This is a genomic window from Pseudomonas rhodesiae, assembly GCF_013285305.1.
In the GTDB taxonomy this organism is placed as follows: domain Bacteria; phylum Pseudomonadota; class Gammaproteobacteria; order Pseudomonadales; family Pseudomonadaceae; genus Aquipseudomonas; species Aquipseudomonas rhodesiae.
Map to the genome: position 1 here is coordinate 5,674,563 of NZ_CP054205.1, position 16,727 is coordinate 5,691,289.

At 59.5% G+C, this 16,727-nt stretch carries 17 protein-coding genes; 6 read left to right on the forward strand and 11 right to left on the reverse strand.

From position 1 onward, the window contains the following. Window positions 1-68 precede the first annotated feature (68 nt). The 10 genes from HRH33_RS25795 to argE form a co-directional block, all read right to left on the reverse strand. Window positions 69-284, reverse strand: a complete 216-nt coding sequence (locus HRH33_RS25795) for a TOBE domain-containing protein (RefSeq protein ID WP_003176783.1) — start codon at window positions 282-284, stop codon at window positions 69-71. A 29-nt stretch (window positions 285-313) separates the two neighbouring features. Continuing rightward, window positions 314-1,120, reverse strand: a complete 807-nt coding sequence (ssuB, locus tag HRH33_RS25800) for an aliphatic sulfonates ABC transporter ATP-binding protein (RefSeq protein ID WP_034101361.1) — start codon at window positions 1,118-1,120, stop codon at window positions 314-316. Next, window positions 1,117-1,905, reverse strand: coding sequence for an aliphatic sulfonate ABC transporter permease SsuC (ssuC, locus tag HRH33_RS25805; RefSeq protein WP_167417016.1), 789 nt, complete (start codon window positions 1,903-1,905; stop codon window positions 1,117-1,119). Before ssuC ends, ssuB begins: the two co-directional genes overlap by 4 nt. 9 nt (window positions 1,906-1,914) lie before the next feature. Further along, complete coding sequence (gene ssuD / locus HRH33_RS25810; RefSeq protein ID WP_040266913.1) at window positions 1,915-3,063, reverse strand: FMNH2-dependent alkanesulfonate monooxygenase; 1,149 nt, start codon at window positions 3,061-3,063, stop codon at window positions 1,915-1,917. A gap of 25 nt (window positions 3,064-3,088) precedes the next feature. Next, window positions 3,089-4,057, reverse strand: a complete 969-nt coding sequence (locus tag HRH33_RS25815) for a sulfonate ABC transporter substrate-binding protein (protein WP_034101364.1) — start codon at window positions 4,055-4,057, stop codon at window positions 3,089-3,091. 96 nt (window positions 4,058-4,153) lie between these two features. Beyond that, the gene (gene ssuE, locus HRH33_RS25820) at window positions 4,154-4,747 is read right to left on the reverse strand and encodes an NADPH-dependent FMN reductase (RefSeq protein ID WP_034101365.1); all 594 of its coding nucleotides are present in this window, start codon (window positions 4,745-4,747) and stop codon (window positions 4,154-4,156) included. 257 nt (window positions 4,748-5,004) lie between these two features. Continuing rightward, window positions 5,005-5,643 (reverse strand): peroxiredoxin, encoded by a 639-nt coding sequence (locus HRH33_RS25825; protein ID WP_034115410.1) that lies wholly within the window; start codon window positions 5,641-5,643, stop codon window positions 5,005-5,007. 280 nt (window positions 5,644-5,923) lie between these two features. Further along, on the reverse strand, window positions 5,924-7,288 hold the full coding sequence (locus HRH33_RS25830) for an OprD family porin (RefSeq protein ID WP_167417015.1): 1,365 nt from the start codon (window positions 7,286-7,288) through the stop codon (window positions 5,924-5,926). A gap of 644 nt (window positions 7,289-7,932) precedes the next feature. Then, entirely contained in the window at window positions 7,933-9,234 is a 1,302-nt protein-coding gene (gene argA, locus HRH33_RS25835) for an amino-acid N-acetyltransferase (protein ID WP_034139727.1), read from the reverse strand. A 135-nt stretch (window positions 9,235-9,369) separates the two neighbouring features. After that, entirely contained in the window at window positions 9,370-10,518 is a 1,149-nt protein-coding gene (gene argE, locus HRH33_RS25840; RefSeq protein WP_167417014.1) for an acetylornithine deacetylase, read from the reverse strand. Between the two features lie 158 nt (window positions 10,519-10,676). On the opposite strand from argE, the gene HRH33_RS25845 reads away from it, so the two are divergent. Beyond that, a complete protein-coding gene (locus HRH33_RS25845) occupies window positions 10,677-12,044 on the forward strand; it encodes a CYTH domain-containing protein (RefSeq protein WP_034101370.1) in 1,368 nt (455 codons plus the stop codon). A gap of 87 nt (window positions 12,045-12,131) precedes the next feature. On the opposite strand, the gene HRH33_RS25850 is transcribed toward HRH33_RS25845, so the two are convergent. Beyond that, window positions 12,132-12,602 (reverse strand): Lrp/AsnC family transcriptional regulator, encoded by a 471-nt coding sequence (locus HRH33_RS25850; RefSeq protein ID WP_003195279.1) that lies wholly within the window; start codon window positions 12,600-12,602, stop codon window positions 12,132-12,134. 126 nt (window positions 12,603-12,728) lie between these two features. On the opposite strand from HRH33_RS25850, the gene HRH33_RS25855 reads away from it, so the two are divergent. From HRH33_RS25855 to HRH33_RS25875, 5 genes are all read left to right on the forward strand, one after another. After that, a complete protein-coding gene (locus tag HRH33_RS25855) occupies window positions 12,729-13,067 on the forward strand; it encodes a hypothetical protein (protein ID WP_167417013.1) in 339 nt (112 codons plus the stop codon). Between the two features lie 83 nt (window positions 13,068-13,150). Next, window positions 13,151-14,815, forward strand: coding sequence for a GspE/PulE family protein (locus tag HRH33_RS25860; RefSeq protein WP_167417012.1), 1,665 nt, complete (start codon window positions 13,151-13,153; stop codon window positions 14,813-14,815). A 91-nt stretch (window positions 14,816-14,906) separates the two neighbouring features. Further along, the gene (locus HRH33_RS25865; RefSeq protein WP_010207363.1) at window positions 14,907-15,827 is read left to right on the forward strand and encodes an SPFH domain-containing protein; all 921 of its coding nucleotides are present in this window, start codon (window positions 14,907-14,909) and stop codon (window positions 15,825-15,827) included. Window positions 15,828-15,837: 10 nt separating this feature from the next. After that, window positions 15,838-16,284: an NfeD family protein gene (locus HRH33_RS25870; RefSeq protein ID WP_034101373.1), complete on the forward strand. Its 447-nt coding sequence runs from the start codon at window positions 15,838-15,840 to the stop codon at window positions 16,282-16,284. A 69-nt stretch (window positions 16,285-16,353) separates the two neighbouring features. Beyond that, window positions 16,354-16,668 carry a DUF2388 domain-containing protein gene (locus HRH33_RS25875; RefSeq protein ID WP_003176799.1) on the forward strand — a complete coding sequence of 105 codons (315 nt, stop codon included), beginning with the start codon at window positions 16,354-16,356 and terminating at the stop codon, window positions 16,666-16,668. The last annotated feature ends 59 nt before the right edge of the window (window positions 16,669-16,727 follow it).

The following is a 16,727-nucleotide window of genomic DNA, read 5'->3' on the forward strand; positions in this document are numbered from 1 at the left end:
CACTTTGACTTGTGAATACTTTCAAAAGGTGGGAGGGGGCTTGCCCCCGATGACGACCTCAAGCCTGTTCACAACTTGGCGATCGACACCTCGGTTGATTTCACAAAGGCAATCACTTCACTGCCAATGACCAGCTCCAGCTCTTTGACCGAGCGAGTGGTGATCACTGAGGTGACGATGCCGGAGGCGGTCTGCACGTCGATTTCCGACAACACGTCACCGACCACGATTTCCTTGATGGTGCCTTTGAACTGGTTACGCACGTTGATGGCTTTAATAGTCATGTCGTTCTCTCTTCATGGGGATAGGTGAGTTATTGCGCCCAACGCAATTGCGTCGGCAGCGGTGAAACAGGTTCGGGGTCGGGCGGTGTACCGGGCAGTGACAGCACGCGGTTGAGTACCTCGGCTTCCAGCGCGGCCAGGCGGTGGGAGCCACGGGCCCGTGGGCGGGGCAGGTCAACGATCAGGTCCAGACCGATTTCACCGTCTTCGATCAGGATCACCCGGTCGGCAATCGCCACGGCTTCGTTGACGTCATGGGTCACCAGCAGCACGGTAAAGCCATGCTGCTGCCAAAGGTTTTCGATCAGTTGCTGCATCTCGATGCGGGTCAGGGCATCCAGCGCGCCCAGCGGCTCATCCAGCAACAGTAGGCGCGGCTGGTGGATCAGCGCGCGAGCCAACGCCACGCGTTGCTTCTGGCCACCGGACAAGGCCGCCGGCCATTCATTGGCGCGCTCGGCCAGCCCCACCGCGTCCAAGGCTTGCAGTGCTTTGGCACGCCAGTCGCCTTTGAGGCCCAAGCCCACGTTGTCGATGATCTTTTTCCACGGCAGCAGACGCGCTTCCTGGAACATCAATCGCGTGTCTTCACGGGCCGCGCTCAGGGGTGCGGAACCGGCTAGCAGCTCTCCGCCGCTGGCGTCGTCCAGCCCGGCCAGCAGGCGCAGCAAGGTACTTTTGCCGCAACCGCTGCGCCCCACCACGGCGACGAATTGCCCCGCCGGAATGTGCAGATCGATGCCCTTGAGCACTTCCCGCGTGCCGAAGGCTTTGCGCAACTTACGCACCGCCAGGGGAATCCCCTTGAGCAGGCGTGGAGGTTGTTGAGCGGTCATGCCGCACCTCCTTTATGCATTTGGTACGCCGGATGCCAGCGCAGCCACACCCGCTCCAGACCGCGCGCGGCCAGGTCCGCCAGTTTGCCGAGGATCGCGTACATCACGATCGCCAGCACCACCACGTCGGTTTGCAGGAATTCGCGGGCATTCATCGCCAGGTAACCAATACCGGAACTGGCCGAAATAGTTTCCGCCACGATCAGCGTCAACCACATAAAGCCCAGCGCAAAGCGCACGCCCACCAGGATCGACGGCAACGCACCCGGCAGGATCACCTGCCAGAACAGGCTGAACCCGGACAACCCGTAACTGCGCGACATCTCCACCAGCGCCGGGTCGACGTTGCGAATGCCGTGGTAGGTGTTCAGGTAGATCGGGAACAGCGTGCCGAGGGCCACCAGGAAAATCTTCGCCGTTTCGTCAATGCCGAACCACAGGATCACCAGCGGGATCAGCGCCAGGTGCGGCACGTTGCGAATCATCTGCACCGAGCTGTCGAGCAGGCGCTCGCCCCATGTCGACAGCCCGGTGATAAAGCCCAGCGCCAGGCCGATAGCGCCGCCGATCACAAAACCCAGGCCCGCGCGCCAGCCGCTGATGGCCAGGTGCGTCCAGATTTCACCGCTGCGCACCAGGTTAACCCCGGCCTCGATCACCGCGCTCGGCGCCGGCAGGATGCGCGTCGACAACCACCCCGCCGACACCGACACCTGCCACACCGCCAGCAACAGCAGCGGCAGCACCCAAGGCGCCACGCGATGGCTCACTTTTTCAAGGTTCATCGCGCCGCCTCAGCTCTGTGACGCCGCTTTGGGAAGGATATCGTTGGCGACCATTTCGCCGAACGGGCTCACGTATCCGGCGCTTTTCGGTAATTCGGGACGTTCGATATCCAGGTGCGGGAACAGCAATTCGGCCACGCGGTACGACTCTTCCAGGTGCGGATAACCGGAGAAGATGAAGGTGTCGATACCCAGCGCTGCGTACTCCTTCACGCGCTCGGCCACGGTTGCGCCGTCGCCTACCAGCGCCGTACCCGCCCCACCGCGAACCAGGCCGACGCCGGCCCACAGGTTGGGGCTGACTTCGAGGTTGTCGCGGTTGCCGCCGTGCAAGGCGGCCATGCGTTGCTGGCCCACCGAATCAAAGCGCGCCAGTGAGGCTTGGGCGCGGGCGATGGTGTCGTCGTCCAAGTGGGAAATCAGTTTGTCGGCAGCTTTCCAGGCTTCGTCATTGGTTTCGCGCACGATCACATGCAGACGAATGCCGAAGCGCACAGTGCGCCCGAGTTTGGCGGCCTTGGCCCGCACTTGTTCGATTTTCTCGGCCACGGCGGCCGGTGGTTCGCCCCAGGTCAGCACCATTTCCACCTGCTCGGCCGCCAGGTCCTGGGCCGCTTCGGAGGAGCCGCCGAAGTACAGCGGCGGCCGTGGCTGCTGGATCGGCGGGTAGAGCAATTTGGCGCCTTTGACGCTGATGTGTTGGCCGTCGTAATCCACGGTTTCGCCTTCAAGTACGCGACGCCAGATACGGGTGAACTCCACCGAGGCCTGGTAGCGATCTTCGTGGCTGAGGAACAGGCCATCACCGGCCAGTTCTTCGGGATCGCCACCGGTCACCAGATTGAACAACGCCCGCCCGCCGGACAAACGATCCAGGGTCGCGGCCTGGCGCGCGGCCACCGTCGGGGAAATGATCCCCGGGCGCAGTGCGACCAGGAACTTGAGACGTTGGGTCACCGGGATCAGAGAAGCGGCCACCAGCCACGAGTCTTCGCAGGAACGCCCGGTGGGGATCAGCACCCCGCCGAAGCCCAGGCGATCGGCAGCCTGGGCCACTTGTTGCAGGTAACCGTGATCCACGGCGCGAGCGCCTTCGGCAGTGCCAAGGTAATGACCGTCGCCGTGGGTAGGCAGGAACCAGAAAATATTGAGGCTCATGGAGTTGTCTCCTGAAGAAGTCGGATTACGGCGCTTTAGCAACAGCGGCCGGAGGCGTCCAGATCACGTCCTTGATGCTCAAGGGCTTGGGGATCAATTTGAGTTGGTAAAAGCTGTCGGCGATTTTCTGTTGAGCGGCCACCACTTGCGGGGTCAGGAACAGCGCGCCGTAGCCCTGGCGTTTTACCGAGGTGAGGGTGATGTCGGCCGGCAGGCCGAGCAGCGGTGCGACTTGGTCGGTGACTTCCTGCGGGTTGGCTTTGGACCACTCGCCCACGGCACGCACCTCTTCCACCAACGCGGTGATCACGTCGGGGTGCTGTTCGGCGTAGGGTTTGGTTGCCAGGTAGAACTGATGGTTGTCGGCGATGCCAGTGCCGTCACGCAGGGTACGTGCTTGCAGTTGTTGCTCGGCGGCGGCCTGGTACGGGTCCCAGATCACCCACGCATCCACACTGCCCCGCTCGAACGCCGCACGGGCATCGGCAGGCGGCAGGAATACTGTCTGCACATCGCTGTATTTCAGGCCGGCGTCCTCCAAGGCGCGCACCAACAGGTAATGCACGTTGGAGCCTTTGTTGAGCACGATTTTCTTGCCCTTGAGCTCGGCCACCGATTTGATCGGTGAGTCTTTGGGCACCAGGATCGCTTCGCTGGTCGGCGCCGGTGGCTCGTAGGCCACGTAGAGCAGATCGGCACCGGCCGCCTGGGCGAAGACCGGCGGAGTTTCGCCGGTCACGCCGAAGTCGATGGAGCCGACGTTCAGACCTTCAAGCAACTGCGGGCCGCCAGGAAACTCGGTCCACTGCACCTGCACGCCTTGGGCCGCCAGACGTTTTTCCAGGGTGCCCTTGGCCTTGAGCAGGACCAAGGTGCCGTATTTCTGATAACCGATCCGCAGGGTCTCGGCGGCGTGAGCTTGAACAATGGCGCCGAAGGACACAGCCGCAGCAAACAGTGCGACCAGACCACGACGCAAGATGACAGTGCGCATGGCGCTCTCTCCAAAAATGCGATGAGGGGTTTTGGCTGCACCTGCTTGGCCGTTGGCGGCTGAGTAAGGTGAGTGTTTCCAGGTTTCAGGTACGGCTTAAATGCTCCAGCGAGCACTCAACAAACGTTCATTCAATACATGCGGATCAAGGGGTTTCGGGCGACGGGCCATGGCGCCGTAGAGCGTCTCCAGCGCCTCGTACAACCGCTGCTCCAGCACCGGCACCAGTTGCGCCTGGGCGCTGCCTTCGCCATAGGCGATCTGGCTGTCTTCGGCAAAAATGCCGTGGAGCAACTCCTGCGCCTTGAGCGCCGACAGCACTGGCTTCAACGCGTAATCCACCGCCAGCATGTGCGCGATGCTGCCGCCGGTAGCCATTGGCAGCACCACCTTATGGGCCAAGGCCCGTTCAGGCAGCAGATCGAGCACGGTTTTCAACGCACCGGAGAACGAAGCCTTATAAACCGGCGTGGCGATCACCAGGCCGTCGGCGTTGGCCACCTGCTCCAGCAGGTCGATGACCTTTGGGCTGTCGAACCGCGCGTGCAGCAAGTCTTCGGCCGGGAAGTCCCGTACCTGGTAACTCACTACTTCCACGCCTTTGTGTTGCAACCACTGACGGGTTTTTTCCAGCAAGACCCCGGAGCGGGAACGCTGGCTGGGACTGCCTCCGAGTGTTACGACCAACATGCAGGAATTCCTTGAGCAAGTGCCGGCGGTTCGCTGAAGTGGCGATGGCGCCAAGATGGAACAGACCTTATCAGTTGATTCATATATCTATAAATCTTATTTTTTCATTTGTTTATTCCTTAAAAACATATGCACTTTATCAATCGCCAGGCGAAAAAAAAGGCCGTGGAAACGGCCTGAAAACCCCTGCTTTGATTCAGTTACAGATGCGGTGCATCGACGGTGGTAGGGGGCTTGCCACCAGAGCGATATCCGCGTCAACGATTGGGCTGCGGGGTCAGCCGCAAGTACGGCTTCACTGCTCGATAGCCTTTTGGAAAGCGTTTCTTGATCTCGTCTTCGTCCTTGAGCGACGGCACGATCACCACTTCATCACCGTCCTGCCAGTTGGCGGGCGTGGCGACCTTGTGGTTATCGGTCAATTGCAGCGAGTCGATCACCCGCAGGATTTCATGGAAGTTGCGCCCGGTGCTGGCCGGGTAGGTGATGGTCAGGCGAATCTTTTTGTTCGGGTCGATTACGAACAACGATCGCACGGTGAGGGTATCGCTGGCATTGGGGTGGATCAGATCGTAGAGATCAGAGACCTTGCGGTCGGCATCGGCCAGGATTGGGAAGTTGACGGTGGTGTTCTGGGTTTCGTTGATGTCTTCGATCCACTTGTGGTGCGAGTCCACTGGGTCAACCGACAGCGCGATGGCTTTGACGCCGCGCTGGGCGAATTCGTCCTTGAGCTTGGCGGTAAAGCCCAGCTCGGTGGTGCATACCGGCGTGAAGTCGGCCGGGTGGGAAAACAACACTCCCCAGCTATCGCCCAGCCACTCGTGGAAACGAATTTTGCCGGCGCTGGAATCCTGTTCGAAGTCGGGGGCGATATCGCCCAGTCTTAGGCTCATGGTGTGGCTCCTGATGAGTGCTTATGGAGCCCACTGTGCATGGGTTGTGGCTATTTTAAAAAGAATAAATATCGATTTATCTAGATGATAAAAGAATATTAAAAATCGTTCATTGGACGCTCAACCGGGTGCAAGGCACCATCGTCACCAAGGTTCGAGAAGGCCTTGAGACGCTGTAAAAGAGGGGTTCAGGAAGGGCTTACGGGGGTGAGCCTGACTTGAAAAGCAAGACACCTTGCCCGGCGTTGCGCCGGGCAAGGTTTTGACGTCTTACAACTGCTTAGAACAGTGGCAGAGAGTAGCTGACGATGAGGCGGTTTTCATCCTGGGAACGAGTGTTCGCCAGGTCGGTGCGCCACATTGCGTTTTTCCAGGCTACGCCGAGGTTTTTCAGCGGGCCTTCTGGAATCACGTAGGCAACGGTGATGTCACGCTCCCACTCGGACTGGCCAGTGGTTTCTGTGCGGGCAGCAGTGTTGGCAATGGTATCGATGTCGCTACCTTTGAGGTATACGACACCTGCAGTCAGGCCCGGAACACCCACTTTGGCGAAATCATAAGCGTAACGCGCCTGCCAGGTACGCTCACCGGCGCGGGCGAACTTCTGGATTTGCATGTCAGTGGTCAGATAAGCCGAAGAACCATCGCCTTGGTTCAACCAAGGGAAATCACTGCTGCCGTTGCTCACCTGGTAGCCACCACCAAAGGTATGACCTTCCACGGTGTACAGGAACAACCCGCTGTACAGGTTGTTATCAACCTTGCCCTTACCCGCACGGAAACCGTTGTAGTTACCGTTGGTGTAGTAAGCGGAGTTATTGCCGTTCAGGCCATCATCGGAGCTATTGAAGTAGCGCAGGTCAGATTTCAATACGCCCGGGCCGATCGCCCAGTTGTGGGTCAGGCCGAGGAAGTGCTGTTTATAGAAGTCTTCCAGATTGCCGTAGTAGTACTGAGCGGTAAGGTCTTTGGTGAGCTTGTAGTCACCACCCGCGTAGTAGAACTTGTTAACGAACTTACCGGCGGTGTAATTGGAGCTGCCGTTAGCGCCACCCAGCGACAAACCTTCGTTGTTACTGGAGTTACGACCTTTGGCATGCTCGATCTGACCGCCAACCAGCGTCAGATCCTTGATGTCGTTGGACGTGATCTGACCACCTTGGAAGGTTTGCGGCAGCAGACGACCATCGTTGGTCACGATAACAGGCAGTTTAGGCTGCAGAGTACCCAGCTTAAGCTCGGTCTGAGAGATCTTGACCTTACCGGTTACGCCCAGGCTGGCGTAATCATGAACAGCCTTGTTGCCGTCGCTTGGGAACACAGTGCCGCCGGATGCGGTACCACTGTAGTTACCATGCTCGGCACGGCTCGAATCCAGTCGTACACCGTACAGGCCGATGGCGTCGACACCGAACTGAACGGTACCTTGGGTATAACCCGAGATGAAACGCAGATCGAAGCCCTGGCCCCACTCAGCGTTCTTGTTGCGAGTAGTCGTGCCTGGGGCGCCATCACGGTTATCCGTGTTGATGTAAAAGTTACGCAGCCCCAGAGTTGCCTTGCTGTCTTCGATGAAACCAGCAGCGCCTGCGTGCTGGGCGATTACGCCCAAAGCGACAGACAGTGCCAAGGTGGACTTCTTCATGTACCGCTCCTCTCGTTTCTAATTTTTGTAGTTCTTTGGTCTCGGGTCTGACGCCCTCGATCCACAGATGCGCGATTAGCGCCAGATAGTGACTACCAAGTCAATCGTAACCTAGTGTGTCTACTACTTTCGTCTAACCACCGTTGATTTGGTCCCTGCAGGGTAATGAGTTTTTCATACACCCAAAAAGAATTGTTTCATTCTTTTTCATACAAATTTGGAATAAGCCTTTGCGTAGATCGGGTTGGTCAGCGTAGACGAACCTATCGAAATGCTAATTCCTAAAAAGTATTTTTTAACGCCATCTAGATCAGTAAAGAATAAACGTAACGCTGCAAACGTCACCTACGATCAAAAAAGCGACGCCATGATGGCCAAACGCATATCCTCCAGTCAATTTGTTACAGTTTTTGTATCGGAATAGTTTCTTTTGATGACAAGCCCGGCACTCAACGGCCGAGCAACACCTTCTTCACGCAATCTGCTCCTTGCCGCGCTTACCGTATCGGCCCTTACCGAGCGTTCTGAAGGGTTTATAGCCCTTTATGACAGCCACGTTGTCGCACCCCGGCACACGGCGAGGTCTGAAGGAACCTAAAAAGGTTGGCGCGAGCTAGCTCGCGCCTGCAACAAGGTCGCGAGGGTTAGAGGGCTTTTTCGAAAATCTTCGAATTGCGCTGGTAGTTGTACAGCGAGGCGCGCGCGGACGGCAGACGGTCCACGCTGCTTGGCACAAACCCACGCTCCCGGAACCAATGGGCAGTGCGGGTGGTGAGGACGAACAACGTCTTCAAGCCCTGGGCCCTGGCGCGGGTTTCAATGCGCTCAAGCAGTTCATCGCCGCGCCCGCCGTGGCGGTATTCGGGGTTCACTGCCAGGCACGCGAGTTCACCGGCATCCGAATCGGCGATCTGGTACAGCGCCGCGCAGGCGATGATCATGCCTTCGCGTTCGACCACGCTGAACTGCTCGATTTCGCGCTCCAGCACTTCCCGCGAACGGCGCACCAAAATGCCCTGCTCTTCCAACGGGCTGATCAGGTCGAGCAGGCCACCGACGTCTTCAATCGCCGCCTCGCGTACCAGTTCGAATTGCTCCTGAGCCACCAACGTACCGCCACCGTCGCGGGTGAACAGTTCGGTGAGCAGCGCGCCGTCTTCGGCATAGCTGACGATATGGCTGCGCCCTACCCCGCCCCGGCAAGCCTGGGCCGCTGCGTCGAGCAATTCGGCCTGGTAGTTGCTGCTGCCCAGGCGCTGCAGATGTGCCGGCACCTGCTGCGGACGCAGCTCGCGCACCAAACGCCCATGTTCATCGATCAGGCCGAGATCGGCACCGAACAGCAGCAATTTATCGGCCCCCAAGTCGATCGCGGCGCGAGTAGCGACATCTTCGCAGGCCAGGTTGAAAATCTCTCCGGTGGGCGAGTAACCCAAGGGCGACAGCAAGACGATAGAGCGTTCGTCCAGCAGGCGATTGATGCCCTTGCGGTCGACCCGGCGCACTTCGCCGGTGTGGTGGTAGTCCACGCCTTCGAGTACGCCGATGGGGCGTGCAGTTACCAGATTGCCGCTGGCCACCCGCAGGCGCGAGCCCTGCATGGGAGAAGAGGCCATGTCCATCGACAGGCGTGCTTCGATGGCGATACGCAGATGGCCAACCGCATCGATCACGCACTCCAAGGTGGCGGCATCGGTGATGCGCATGCCTTCGTGGTAAGACGGGGTGAGGCCGCGCGCTTCAAGGCGCGCTTCGATCTGTGGACGCGAACCATGCACCAGCACCAGACGCACGCCCAGACTGTGGAGCAGCACCAGGTCGTGGACGATATTGCCAAAGTTAGGATGGTCCACACCATCGCCCGGCAACATGACCACAAAGGTGCAGTCGCGGTGGGCATTGATGTAAGGGGAAGCATGACGAAGCCAATTGACGTATTCGGGCATAACACCTGGGCCTGTAATAAAAAGCAGCCAAAAAAGGATGAATCGTGAAAGCGCACGGCGGGCTGATGGTTATCGTCGGAACAGGCTTGGCGACACGCTCACTCTCCTTCTATGTACGAACAGGCAGGGGTTAATTTATGCGGGTTTCAGGCAGTAATGTTCGATCAATTCCCGCAATAGACGCACTGTAGGCGTCAGGCGTGACATTTCGAGGTATTCGCCCGGCTGGTGCGCACAGGCGATATCGCCAGGGCCGAGCACTAGGGTTTCACAACCAAGGCGCTGAAGATAAGGCGCTTCGGTGCCGAACGCTACTGCTTCGGCACGATGACCGGTCAAACGTTCCGCAACCCGCACCAGCTCTGCGTCTTCCGGCTGCTCGAATGGCGGCACCGCCGGGAACAGCGGCGCGTAGTCGATCTTGACTTCATGGCGCTCGGCCAACGGTTGGAGCTTCTGCCGAATGGCATCGCGCAACACTTGAGGGTCCATGCCGGGCAGGGGGCGCAAATCGAACTCCAGGGAGCATTGGCCACAGATGCGGTTGGGGTTGTCACCACCGTGGATGCAGCCGAAGTTCAGGGTCGGTTGCGGCACGCTGAATTGCGGATTGCGGTACTCGCGCTGCCAGGCCAGGCGCAGGCCGCGCAGTTCACCGATAGCATCGTGCATAGCCTCAAGGGCGCTGCGGCCGAGGCTGGGGTCCGACGAATGGCCGCTGCGACCGAGAATGTCGATACGCTCCATCATCACGCCTTTATGCAGGCGGATCGGTTTAAGGCCCGTCGGCTCGCCGATCACCGCCGCGCGGCCCAGCGGGCGACCGGCCTCGGCCAGCGCACGGGCGCCGGACATGGAGCTTTCCTCATCGCACGTAGCGAGGATCAGCAAGGGCTGCTTGAACGGTTGATCCAGCAGCGGCAACAGCGCCTCGATGATCAAAGCGAAAAAGCCCTTCATGTCGCAACTACCCAATCCTACCCAGCGACCGTCGATTTCCGTCAGTTTCAGCGGGTCGGTTTTCCACAACGCGGGGTCATAGGGCACGGTGTCGCTATGCCCGGCCAGCACCAGGCCGCCAGGGCCGCTGCCGAAACTGGCGAGTAGATTGAATTTGCCTGGGCTGACGGTCTGGATGTCGATGCTGAACCCCAGATCGCCCAGCCAGCCGGCAAGCAGGTCGATCACGGGGCGGTTGGTCTGGTCCAGGGACGCCTGGGTGCAACTGACCGACGGCGCGGCAATCAACGCGGCGAACTGCTCTTTCATGGACGGCAACGGCATATACAGTCTCCCCACTTCCCGGATGAACCTCACTATAGAGGCATCTGCACGACACAATAAACCGTTGCGGCGCGTTGCCGGGCTCAGTCCTGTACACTGCACGACCTTGGCAGCCACTCTTTTCCCCGGCTGCGCTCCCGATCCTGGATTTTCCGGCCATGCAGAAAGAAACCGAAATCAAGCTCCGCGTCAGCCGCGAAACACTCGCCGCGCTGCGTGAGCACCCGTTACTGAAAAAACGCAACAAAAGTGGCTGGGAACGCCGTGAGTTGATGAACCAGTATTTCGACACCCCCGAGCGCGACCTGGCCCAGGCCAAGGTTGCCCTGCGCCTGCGCAAGGACGGTGACGACATCATTCAAACCCTCAAGACCCGTGGCCAGAGCGTCGCCGGCTTGTCGGAACGCAACGAGTACAACTGGGACTTGCCCAAAGCCAAGCTCGACGTGAAGAAACTCGACGGCGAGTGCTGGCCCGAGCAACTGGCCGAACTGGACAAAAAAACCCTCAAGCCGATTTTTACCACCGACTTCGTGCGTGAACGCGCCGAAATCGCCTGGGGCCGCGGCAAGGCCAAGGTGGTGATCGAAGCGGCTCTGGACCTGGGCCATGTAGTGGCCGGCAAACAGAAAGAAGAAATCTGCGAGCTGGAACTGGAACTGCGCGAAGGCGAGCCGGCCGCCCTGCTGGAACTGGCCGCCGAACTGGCCGCCACCCTGGCGCTGATGCCATGCGATATCAGCAAGGCCGAGCGCGGCTACCGCCTGTATGACGCCAGCAGTTACTCCCTGAGCCTGCCGGCGCCACAGCTACACGCCGAAATGCCGCTGGACGATGCTTTCGCCGCCCTGATGTGGCACCTGCTCGGCAGCAGCCAGCGCCTGGCTGAACAATACCGTTTCAACGGCCACTGGCGCCTGCTGCAGGACTGGGTCGATAACCTCGGCGAACTGCGCGCTCTGGTCGGCAGCCTCGGCCAGGCCGCGCCCCGCCAGTCCACCAGCGAACTGCGCACTGCGCTGGACGCGCTGCTGGAAGACTGGCGCCCACTGGTGCAGGCCGGTGACGATGATGAAGACATCCGTAAAGCCGCACCGGAACAATTCGCCGAAGAATTGGAAGACGTGCGCTGGGGCCTGTTCTCACTCAACACGTCGCGCTGGCTGATGGCCCGCACCTGGACCGCCGACCGCAACGTGCGTGGCAACCGCCAGGGCGCCGCGCAAATCGCCAACTGGTTGCCGCGCCTGCTGGCCGACGACGCCGTCGCCTTGCAACTGCCACGCTACCAACAGCAGCCGGAAGACTTGGCCGAGCAACTGCCACGTATCGAACGCATCCAGGCCTGGCTGCACCACGCCCGCCATGTGCTGGACATTCCGGAACTGGATCGTCTCTACGGCGAGCTGAACAAGTTGGCGCTACTGGCCAACCAGCCGATCACCGATGAGTCGCTGGATGCGCGGATGCACCAGGCGATTGCGGTGTATCAGAACCGTGCGTGGAAGACCCTGCTGCGTTTGTAACATTGCAATCGGCCGCCAGCCCTCCTTCCACATATGAAATGCATTCCAAGTGTGGGAGGGGGCTCGCCCCCGATAAGATCCACCCGATCAGCGCAATACTGGCAGGCTGGTGGTCGACTTGATTTCAGACAGCGCCACAATCGAATTGACCTCCTGAATCCCAGGCACCATCGACAGCTTCTCGAAGAAAAACCGTTCGTACGCCTCGATGTCCGACGTCACGATGCGCAGCAGGAAATCCACCGCGCCCATCAGCACGTAACACTCCAACACTTCCGGAAACCCGCGAATCGCCTCGGTGAACTCAGTGAAGTTGGAACGGCCGTGGGCGTTGAGTTTGACCTCGGCGAATATCTGCGTGTTAAGGCCGATTTTCTTGCGATCCAGCAACGTCACCTGACCGCGTATCACCCCTTCCTCCTTGAGCCGTTGAATCCTGCGCCAACAAGGCGACTGGGACAGACCGACCTGCTCAGCGATCTGCGCGCTGGACAGCGACGCATCTTCTTGCAGCAAGGCCAGGATGCGGCGATCGTAGGCGTCCAATTCACTGTGCATAAAAATACCTTCTTTGGACCGTCTATTGGATTGAATACGTTTTTATGTCCGTATTTACGCCAATATTAGATAAGAAATCTCCGAGGTTGGATGTAAAAATTCCTCCACTCAATTTGGAGAGTCAGCATGCACGCCGTCGAAACCACTCCGCCTGTCACCCGCGTCGATGCATGGGCCGTCAACACCGCCCACTGTCAGGCCCACTACCAGATCGTCGCCGAAGCCGAGCCCGATGTGCTGTGCCGCGTGCTCAACTATTTCGCCCTGCAATTTCTTACGCCTCGGCAGGTCTCGGTGAGTCGAGACGTAGACGTACTGAATATCCAAATTGTGCTCGATGGTCTGAGCTGGCATCGGGCCCAGGTGATCGGCGAAAAGATTCGAAACCTGATCAGCGTATGTTCTCTGGACGTGTGGACGCCCGATGCACTGGGGGCCGGCGTCCAGATGGCGATGGCCAGGTAAAAACCTGCAACACAGGTTGACGGGGCGAGCGTCGGAGGCTGACTAGCCTGGGAGAACATCCAAGGCCATCCGGAAACCTCTTCATGCCTGCTGATCGTCGTTTGGAACTGCACCCGTTGCTGCCTCCCTTGGTGGAATATGGGCTGATTACGCCCGACATCGCGCACCGCTTATCGGCGTTGCCAGCCGATACGACCCGCCACCCACTGGAGCGCATCGCGGAGCTGGGGCCATGCCTGGAACGCCTCACTCAGTGGCTTGCCGAGCAGGCCGGGCAAATCTATCTACGCATCGACCCGCTGAAGATCGACGTCGCGACGGTGGTGCCGCTAATGTCCCATGCGTTCGCCCAACGCCACGGCATCCTGGCGGTGGCCGTGGACGCGCAAACCGTCACCGTTGCCAGCGCGCAACCCTATGTGACCTGCTGGGAGGCCGGCCTGGCGCAGGTGCTCAAGCGTTCGATCACGCGCGTGGTGGCCAACCCGCAGGATATTCAGCGCTGCATCGGCGAATTCTATCGGCTGGCAAAATCGGTCAACGGTGCTGAGCAGAAGGTCACCGCGCCAGGCCATCCGGACCTGCTCAACCTTGGGGGCAGCGATCAGGAGCCGGACGCTAACGATGCGCACATTGTCCATATCGTCGATTGGCTGCTGCAGTACGCCTTTGCCCAGCGGGCCAGCGATATCCATATCGAACCCTGCCGGGATCAAGGTCGCGTGCGCTTTCGCATTGACGGGCTGCTGCACGATGTCTATCAATTCCCACCCCAGGTTGCGGTGGCTGTGGTCAGCCGCCTCAAGAGCCTGGGCCGCATGAACGTGGCGGAGAAACGTAAACCCCAGGACGGTCGGGTGAAGACCAAAAGCCCGGCGGGTATGGAAATCGAGTTGCGCCTGTCGACCCTACCCACGGCCTTCGGCGAAAAACTGGTGATGCGGATTTTCGACCCTCAGGTCCTGCTCAAGAGTTTTGACCAGTTGGGTTTGTCGGATGACGACCGGCACCGCTGGAATGCCATGACGCGCCAGACCAACGGCATCATCCTGGTCACCGGGCCTACCGGCTCAGGCAAAACCAGCACGCTCTACACCACGCTCAAACAGCTCGCGACCCGTGAGGTCAACCTGTGCACCGTGGAGGACCCGATCGAGATGGTCGAGCCGGCGTTCAATCAGATGCAGGTGCAACACAATATCGACCTGACCTTTGCCAGCGGCATCCGCGCCCTGCTGCGCCAGGACCCGGACATCATCATGATCGGCGAGATCCGCGACCAGGAAACCGCAGAAATGGCTATCCAGGCCGCGCTGACCGGGCATCTCGTGCTGTCCACCCTGCACACCAACGACGCGCCCAGCGCCATCAGTCGGCTACAGGAGCTGGGTATTGCTCATTATTTGATCAAGGCTACCTTGTTGGGGGTGATGGCGCAGCGCTTGGTAAGGGTGCTTTGTCCTTATTGCAAGCGTATGGGCGATGACGGCCATGAAGCGGTGGGATGTGCGGAGTGCCGTCACAGCGGTTACCGGGGACGAGCCGGTGTTTACGAAATCATGATATTGGACGAGTCGCTCAAAGCGCTGATTACCCCGGGCGCCGATGTTCAAGCCCTGCGTCAGGCGGCGATGGCGCACGGGATGTGCAGCTTGCGCATGGCGGGCATGCAGAAGGTCAGGACGGGGCAGACCTCCTTGGCTGAAGTGCTGCGGGTCACCCCCTCAGATTCAGTAACAAATCCCTAGATTACGGCGCGGACAGATCGTTCTTATCGCAGACAACACCATTACAATCAGCAAACGTTGCGTCACTGACATCATCAGATAGGGAATCGTCATGCAAATCGGAACCGTACTGCTGCTCTTTGTAGGATTGGCCATCGCCATTCTGTTCATGGGCTTCAAAGTCGTGCCCCAGGGTTACCAATGGACGGTCGAGCGCTTTGGTCGCTATACCAACACCCTCAAGCCAGGCCTGAACATCATCATCCCGGTCATGGACCGTATCGGTCGCAAGATCAACGTAATGGAAAGCGTGCTGGATATCCCGCCGCAGGAAGTCATCACTGCCGATAACGCCACCGTGCAGATCGATGCCGTGTGTTTCTTCCAGGTGGTCAATACCGCTCAGGCTGCCTACGAGGTCAACAACCTCGAACACGCCATTCGGAATCTGCTGCAAACCAATATCCGAACCGTACTCGGCTCGATGGAACTGGATGCCATGCTGAGCCAGCGCGATGGCATCAATGAAAAACTGCTGAAGACCGTGGACGAAGCCACCGCGCCCTGGGGCATCAAGATCACACGTATCGAAATCAAAGACATCAGCCCCCCGGCCGACCTGATGGCAGCCATGTCCGGTCAGATGAAAGCCGAGCGGATCAAGCGTGCGCAAATCCTCGAAGCTGAAGGGCTGCGGGCATCGGCGATCCTCACCGCAGAGGGTAAAAAGCAGGCCCAGATTCTGGAGGCCGAAGGTAGCCGGCAAGCGGCGTTCCTCGAATCCGAAGCCCGTGAACGCCAGGCCGAGGCCGAAGCACGGGCAACCCAAGTGGTGTCGGAAGCCATCGCCTCGGGCAACGTGCAGGCGGTCAACTACTTCGTCGCGCAAAAGTATATCGACGCCCTGGGCAAGCTGGCCTCGGCCAACAACAGCAAGGTCATCCTGATGCCGCTTGAAGCCAGCCAGGTGATCGGTGCGGTCGGTGGCATCGGCGAGATCGTCAAGGCAACGTTCGATAACAAGAAGGGCTGAGGCCATCGCCATGTGGGATTTCCTGCTGCACCTGTCGTTTTGGGATTGGCTGGCCTTGGGCACGGTGCTGTTGATTCTTGAGGTCTTCGGCGCCGGTGGTTACCTGCTATGGATGGGTATCGCAGCGGCAGCCGTGGGCGTGATCAAGTTTCTGGTTCCGCCCCTCGCGCTGGAATGGCAACTGCTGTTGTTTGCCGTGCTGTCGATATTGACGGCGGTGTACTGGTGGAAGCGCCAGCGCAGTAGCGCCAAGGTCAGTGACCAACCGGGGCTGAATGAACGCGGCTCAGAGTTGATCGGCCGCACATTCGTGGTGCACCAGGCGATTGTGGATGGAAGAGGTAAGGTGAAGGTCGGCGATGGTGTGTGGATGGTCAGCGGCCCCGACTGCCCGGTAGGCGCTCAAGTACGCGTGATTGCCCAGGAAGGCGTGGTGTTGAAGGTTGAAACTGTTTAGTCAATGACGGAACTCGATTGGGCTAACCACGATCCAAACGTACAGATCACCCACCCGGAGTCACCCATCATGCGTCTCAAATATGCTGTCGCAACCCTCGCTGTGCTTTCCCTTCCTGTCGGTTCAGCCATGGCCGACAGTTTCTGGCGCAATGTCATCTCTTCCGGTGCCACCACCGGCTCGACCTACCTGACATTCAAAGACCACAAACTGGTGGTCGCCGCTCAAGATGACGCCGGCAGCTTCGTAGCCAGCGACGGTGGTATCCGTGGCCCTTACCTGGAGGCCGCAATGCAGAAAGTCCGCGCCGACAACCCAGGCTTGCAAGCCACGGACATGGAGTTGGCCAACGCCATCCTCGCGAAAAACGCTGTCACCGAGTGATAGCTTCTCGCTGAAAAATGCCGCTTTTGAAGCGGCATTTTTTTGCCCGTAAGGTGACG

Bases quoted from the DNA above. Each gene is read 5' to 3' on its own strand.
- HRH33_RS25855 (WP_167417013.1), top strand. From the start codon at position 12,729: ATGCACGCCGTCGAAACCACTCCGCCTGTCACCCGCGTCGATGCATGG.
- HRH33_RS25830 (WP_167417015.1), bottom strand. From the start codon at position 7,288: ATGAAGAAGTCCACCTTGGCACTGTCTGTCGCTTTGGGCGTAATCGCC.
- ssuE (WP_034101365.1), bottom strand. From the start codon at position 4,747: ATGTTGGTCGTAACACTCGGAGGCAGTCCCAGCCAGCGTTCCCGCTCC.
- argA (WP_034139727.1), bottom strand. From the start codon at position 9,234: ATGCCCGAATACGTCAATTGGCTTCGTCATGCTTCCCCTTACATCAAT.
- HRH33_RS25875 (WP_003176799.1), top strand. From the start codon at position 16,354: ATGCGTCTCAAATATGCTGTCGCAACCCTCGCTGTGCTTTCCCTTCCT.
- HRH33_RS25845 (WP_034101370.1), top strand. From the start codon at position 10,677: ATGCAGAAAGAAACCGAAATCAAGCTCCGCGTCAGCCGCGAAACACTC.
- HRH33_RS25825 (WP_034115410.1), bottom strand. From the start codon at position 5,643: ATGAGCCTAAGACTGGGCGATATCGCCCCCGACTTCGAACAGGATTCC.
- ssuD (WP_040266913.1), bottom strand. From the start codon at position 3,063: ATGAGCCTCAATATTTTCTGGTTCCTGCCTACCCACGGCGACGGTCAT.
- HRH33_RS25870 (WP_034101373.1), top strand. From the start codon at position 15,838: ATGTGGGATTTCCTGCTGCACCTGTCGTTTTGGGATTGGCTGGCCTTG.
- HRH33_RS25795 (WP_003176783.1), bottom strand. From the start codon at position 284: ATGACTATTAAAGCCATCAACGTGCGTAACCAGTTCAAAGGCACCATC.
- HRH33_RS25860 (WP_167417012.1), top strand. From the start codon at position 13,151: ATGCCTGCTGATCGTCGTTTGGAACTGCACCCGTTGCTGCCTCCCTTG.
- HRH33_RS25850 (WP_003195279.1), bottom strand. From the start codon at position 12,602: ATGCACAGTGAATTGGACGCCTACGATCGCCGCATCCTGGCCTTGCTG.
- HRH33_RS25815 (WP_034101364.1), bottom strand. From the start codon at position 4,057: ATGCGCACTGTCATCTTGCGTCGTGGTCTGGTCGCACTGTTTGCTGCG.
- ssuC (WP_167417016.1), bottom strand. From the start codon at position 1,905: ATGAACCTTGAAAAAGTGAGCCATCGCGTGGCGCCTTGGGTGCTGCCG.
- ssuB (WP_034101361.1), bottom strand. From the start codon at position 1,120: ATGACCGCTCAACAACCTCCACGCCTGCTCAAGGGGATTCCCCTGGCG.
- HRH33_RS25865 (WP_010207363.1), top strand. From the start codon at position 14,907: ATGCAAATCGGAACCGTACTGCTGCTCTTTGTAGGATTGGCCATCGCC.
- argE (WP_167417014.1), bottom strand. From the start codon at position 10,518: ATGCCGTTGCCGTCCATGAAAGAGCAGTTCGCCGCGTTGATTGCCGCG.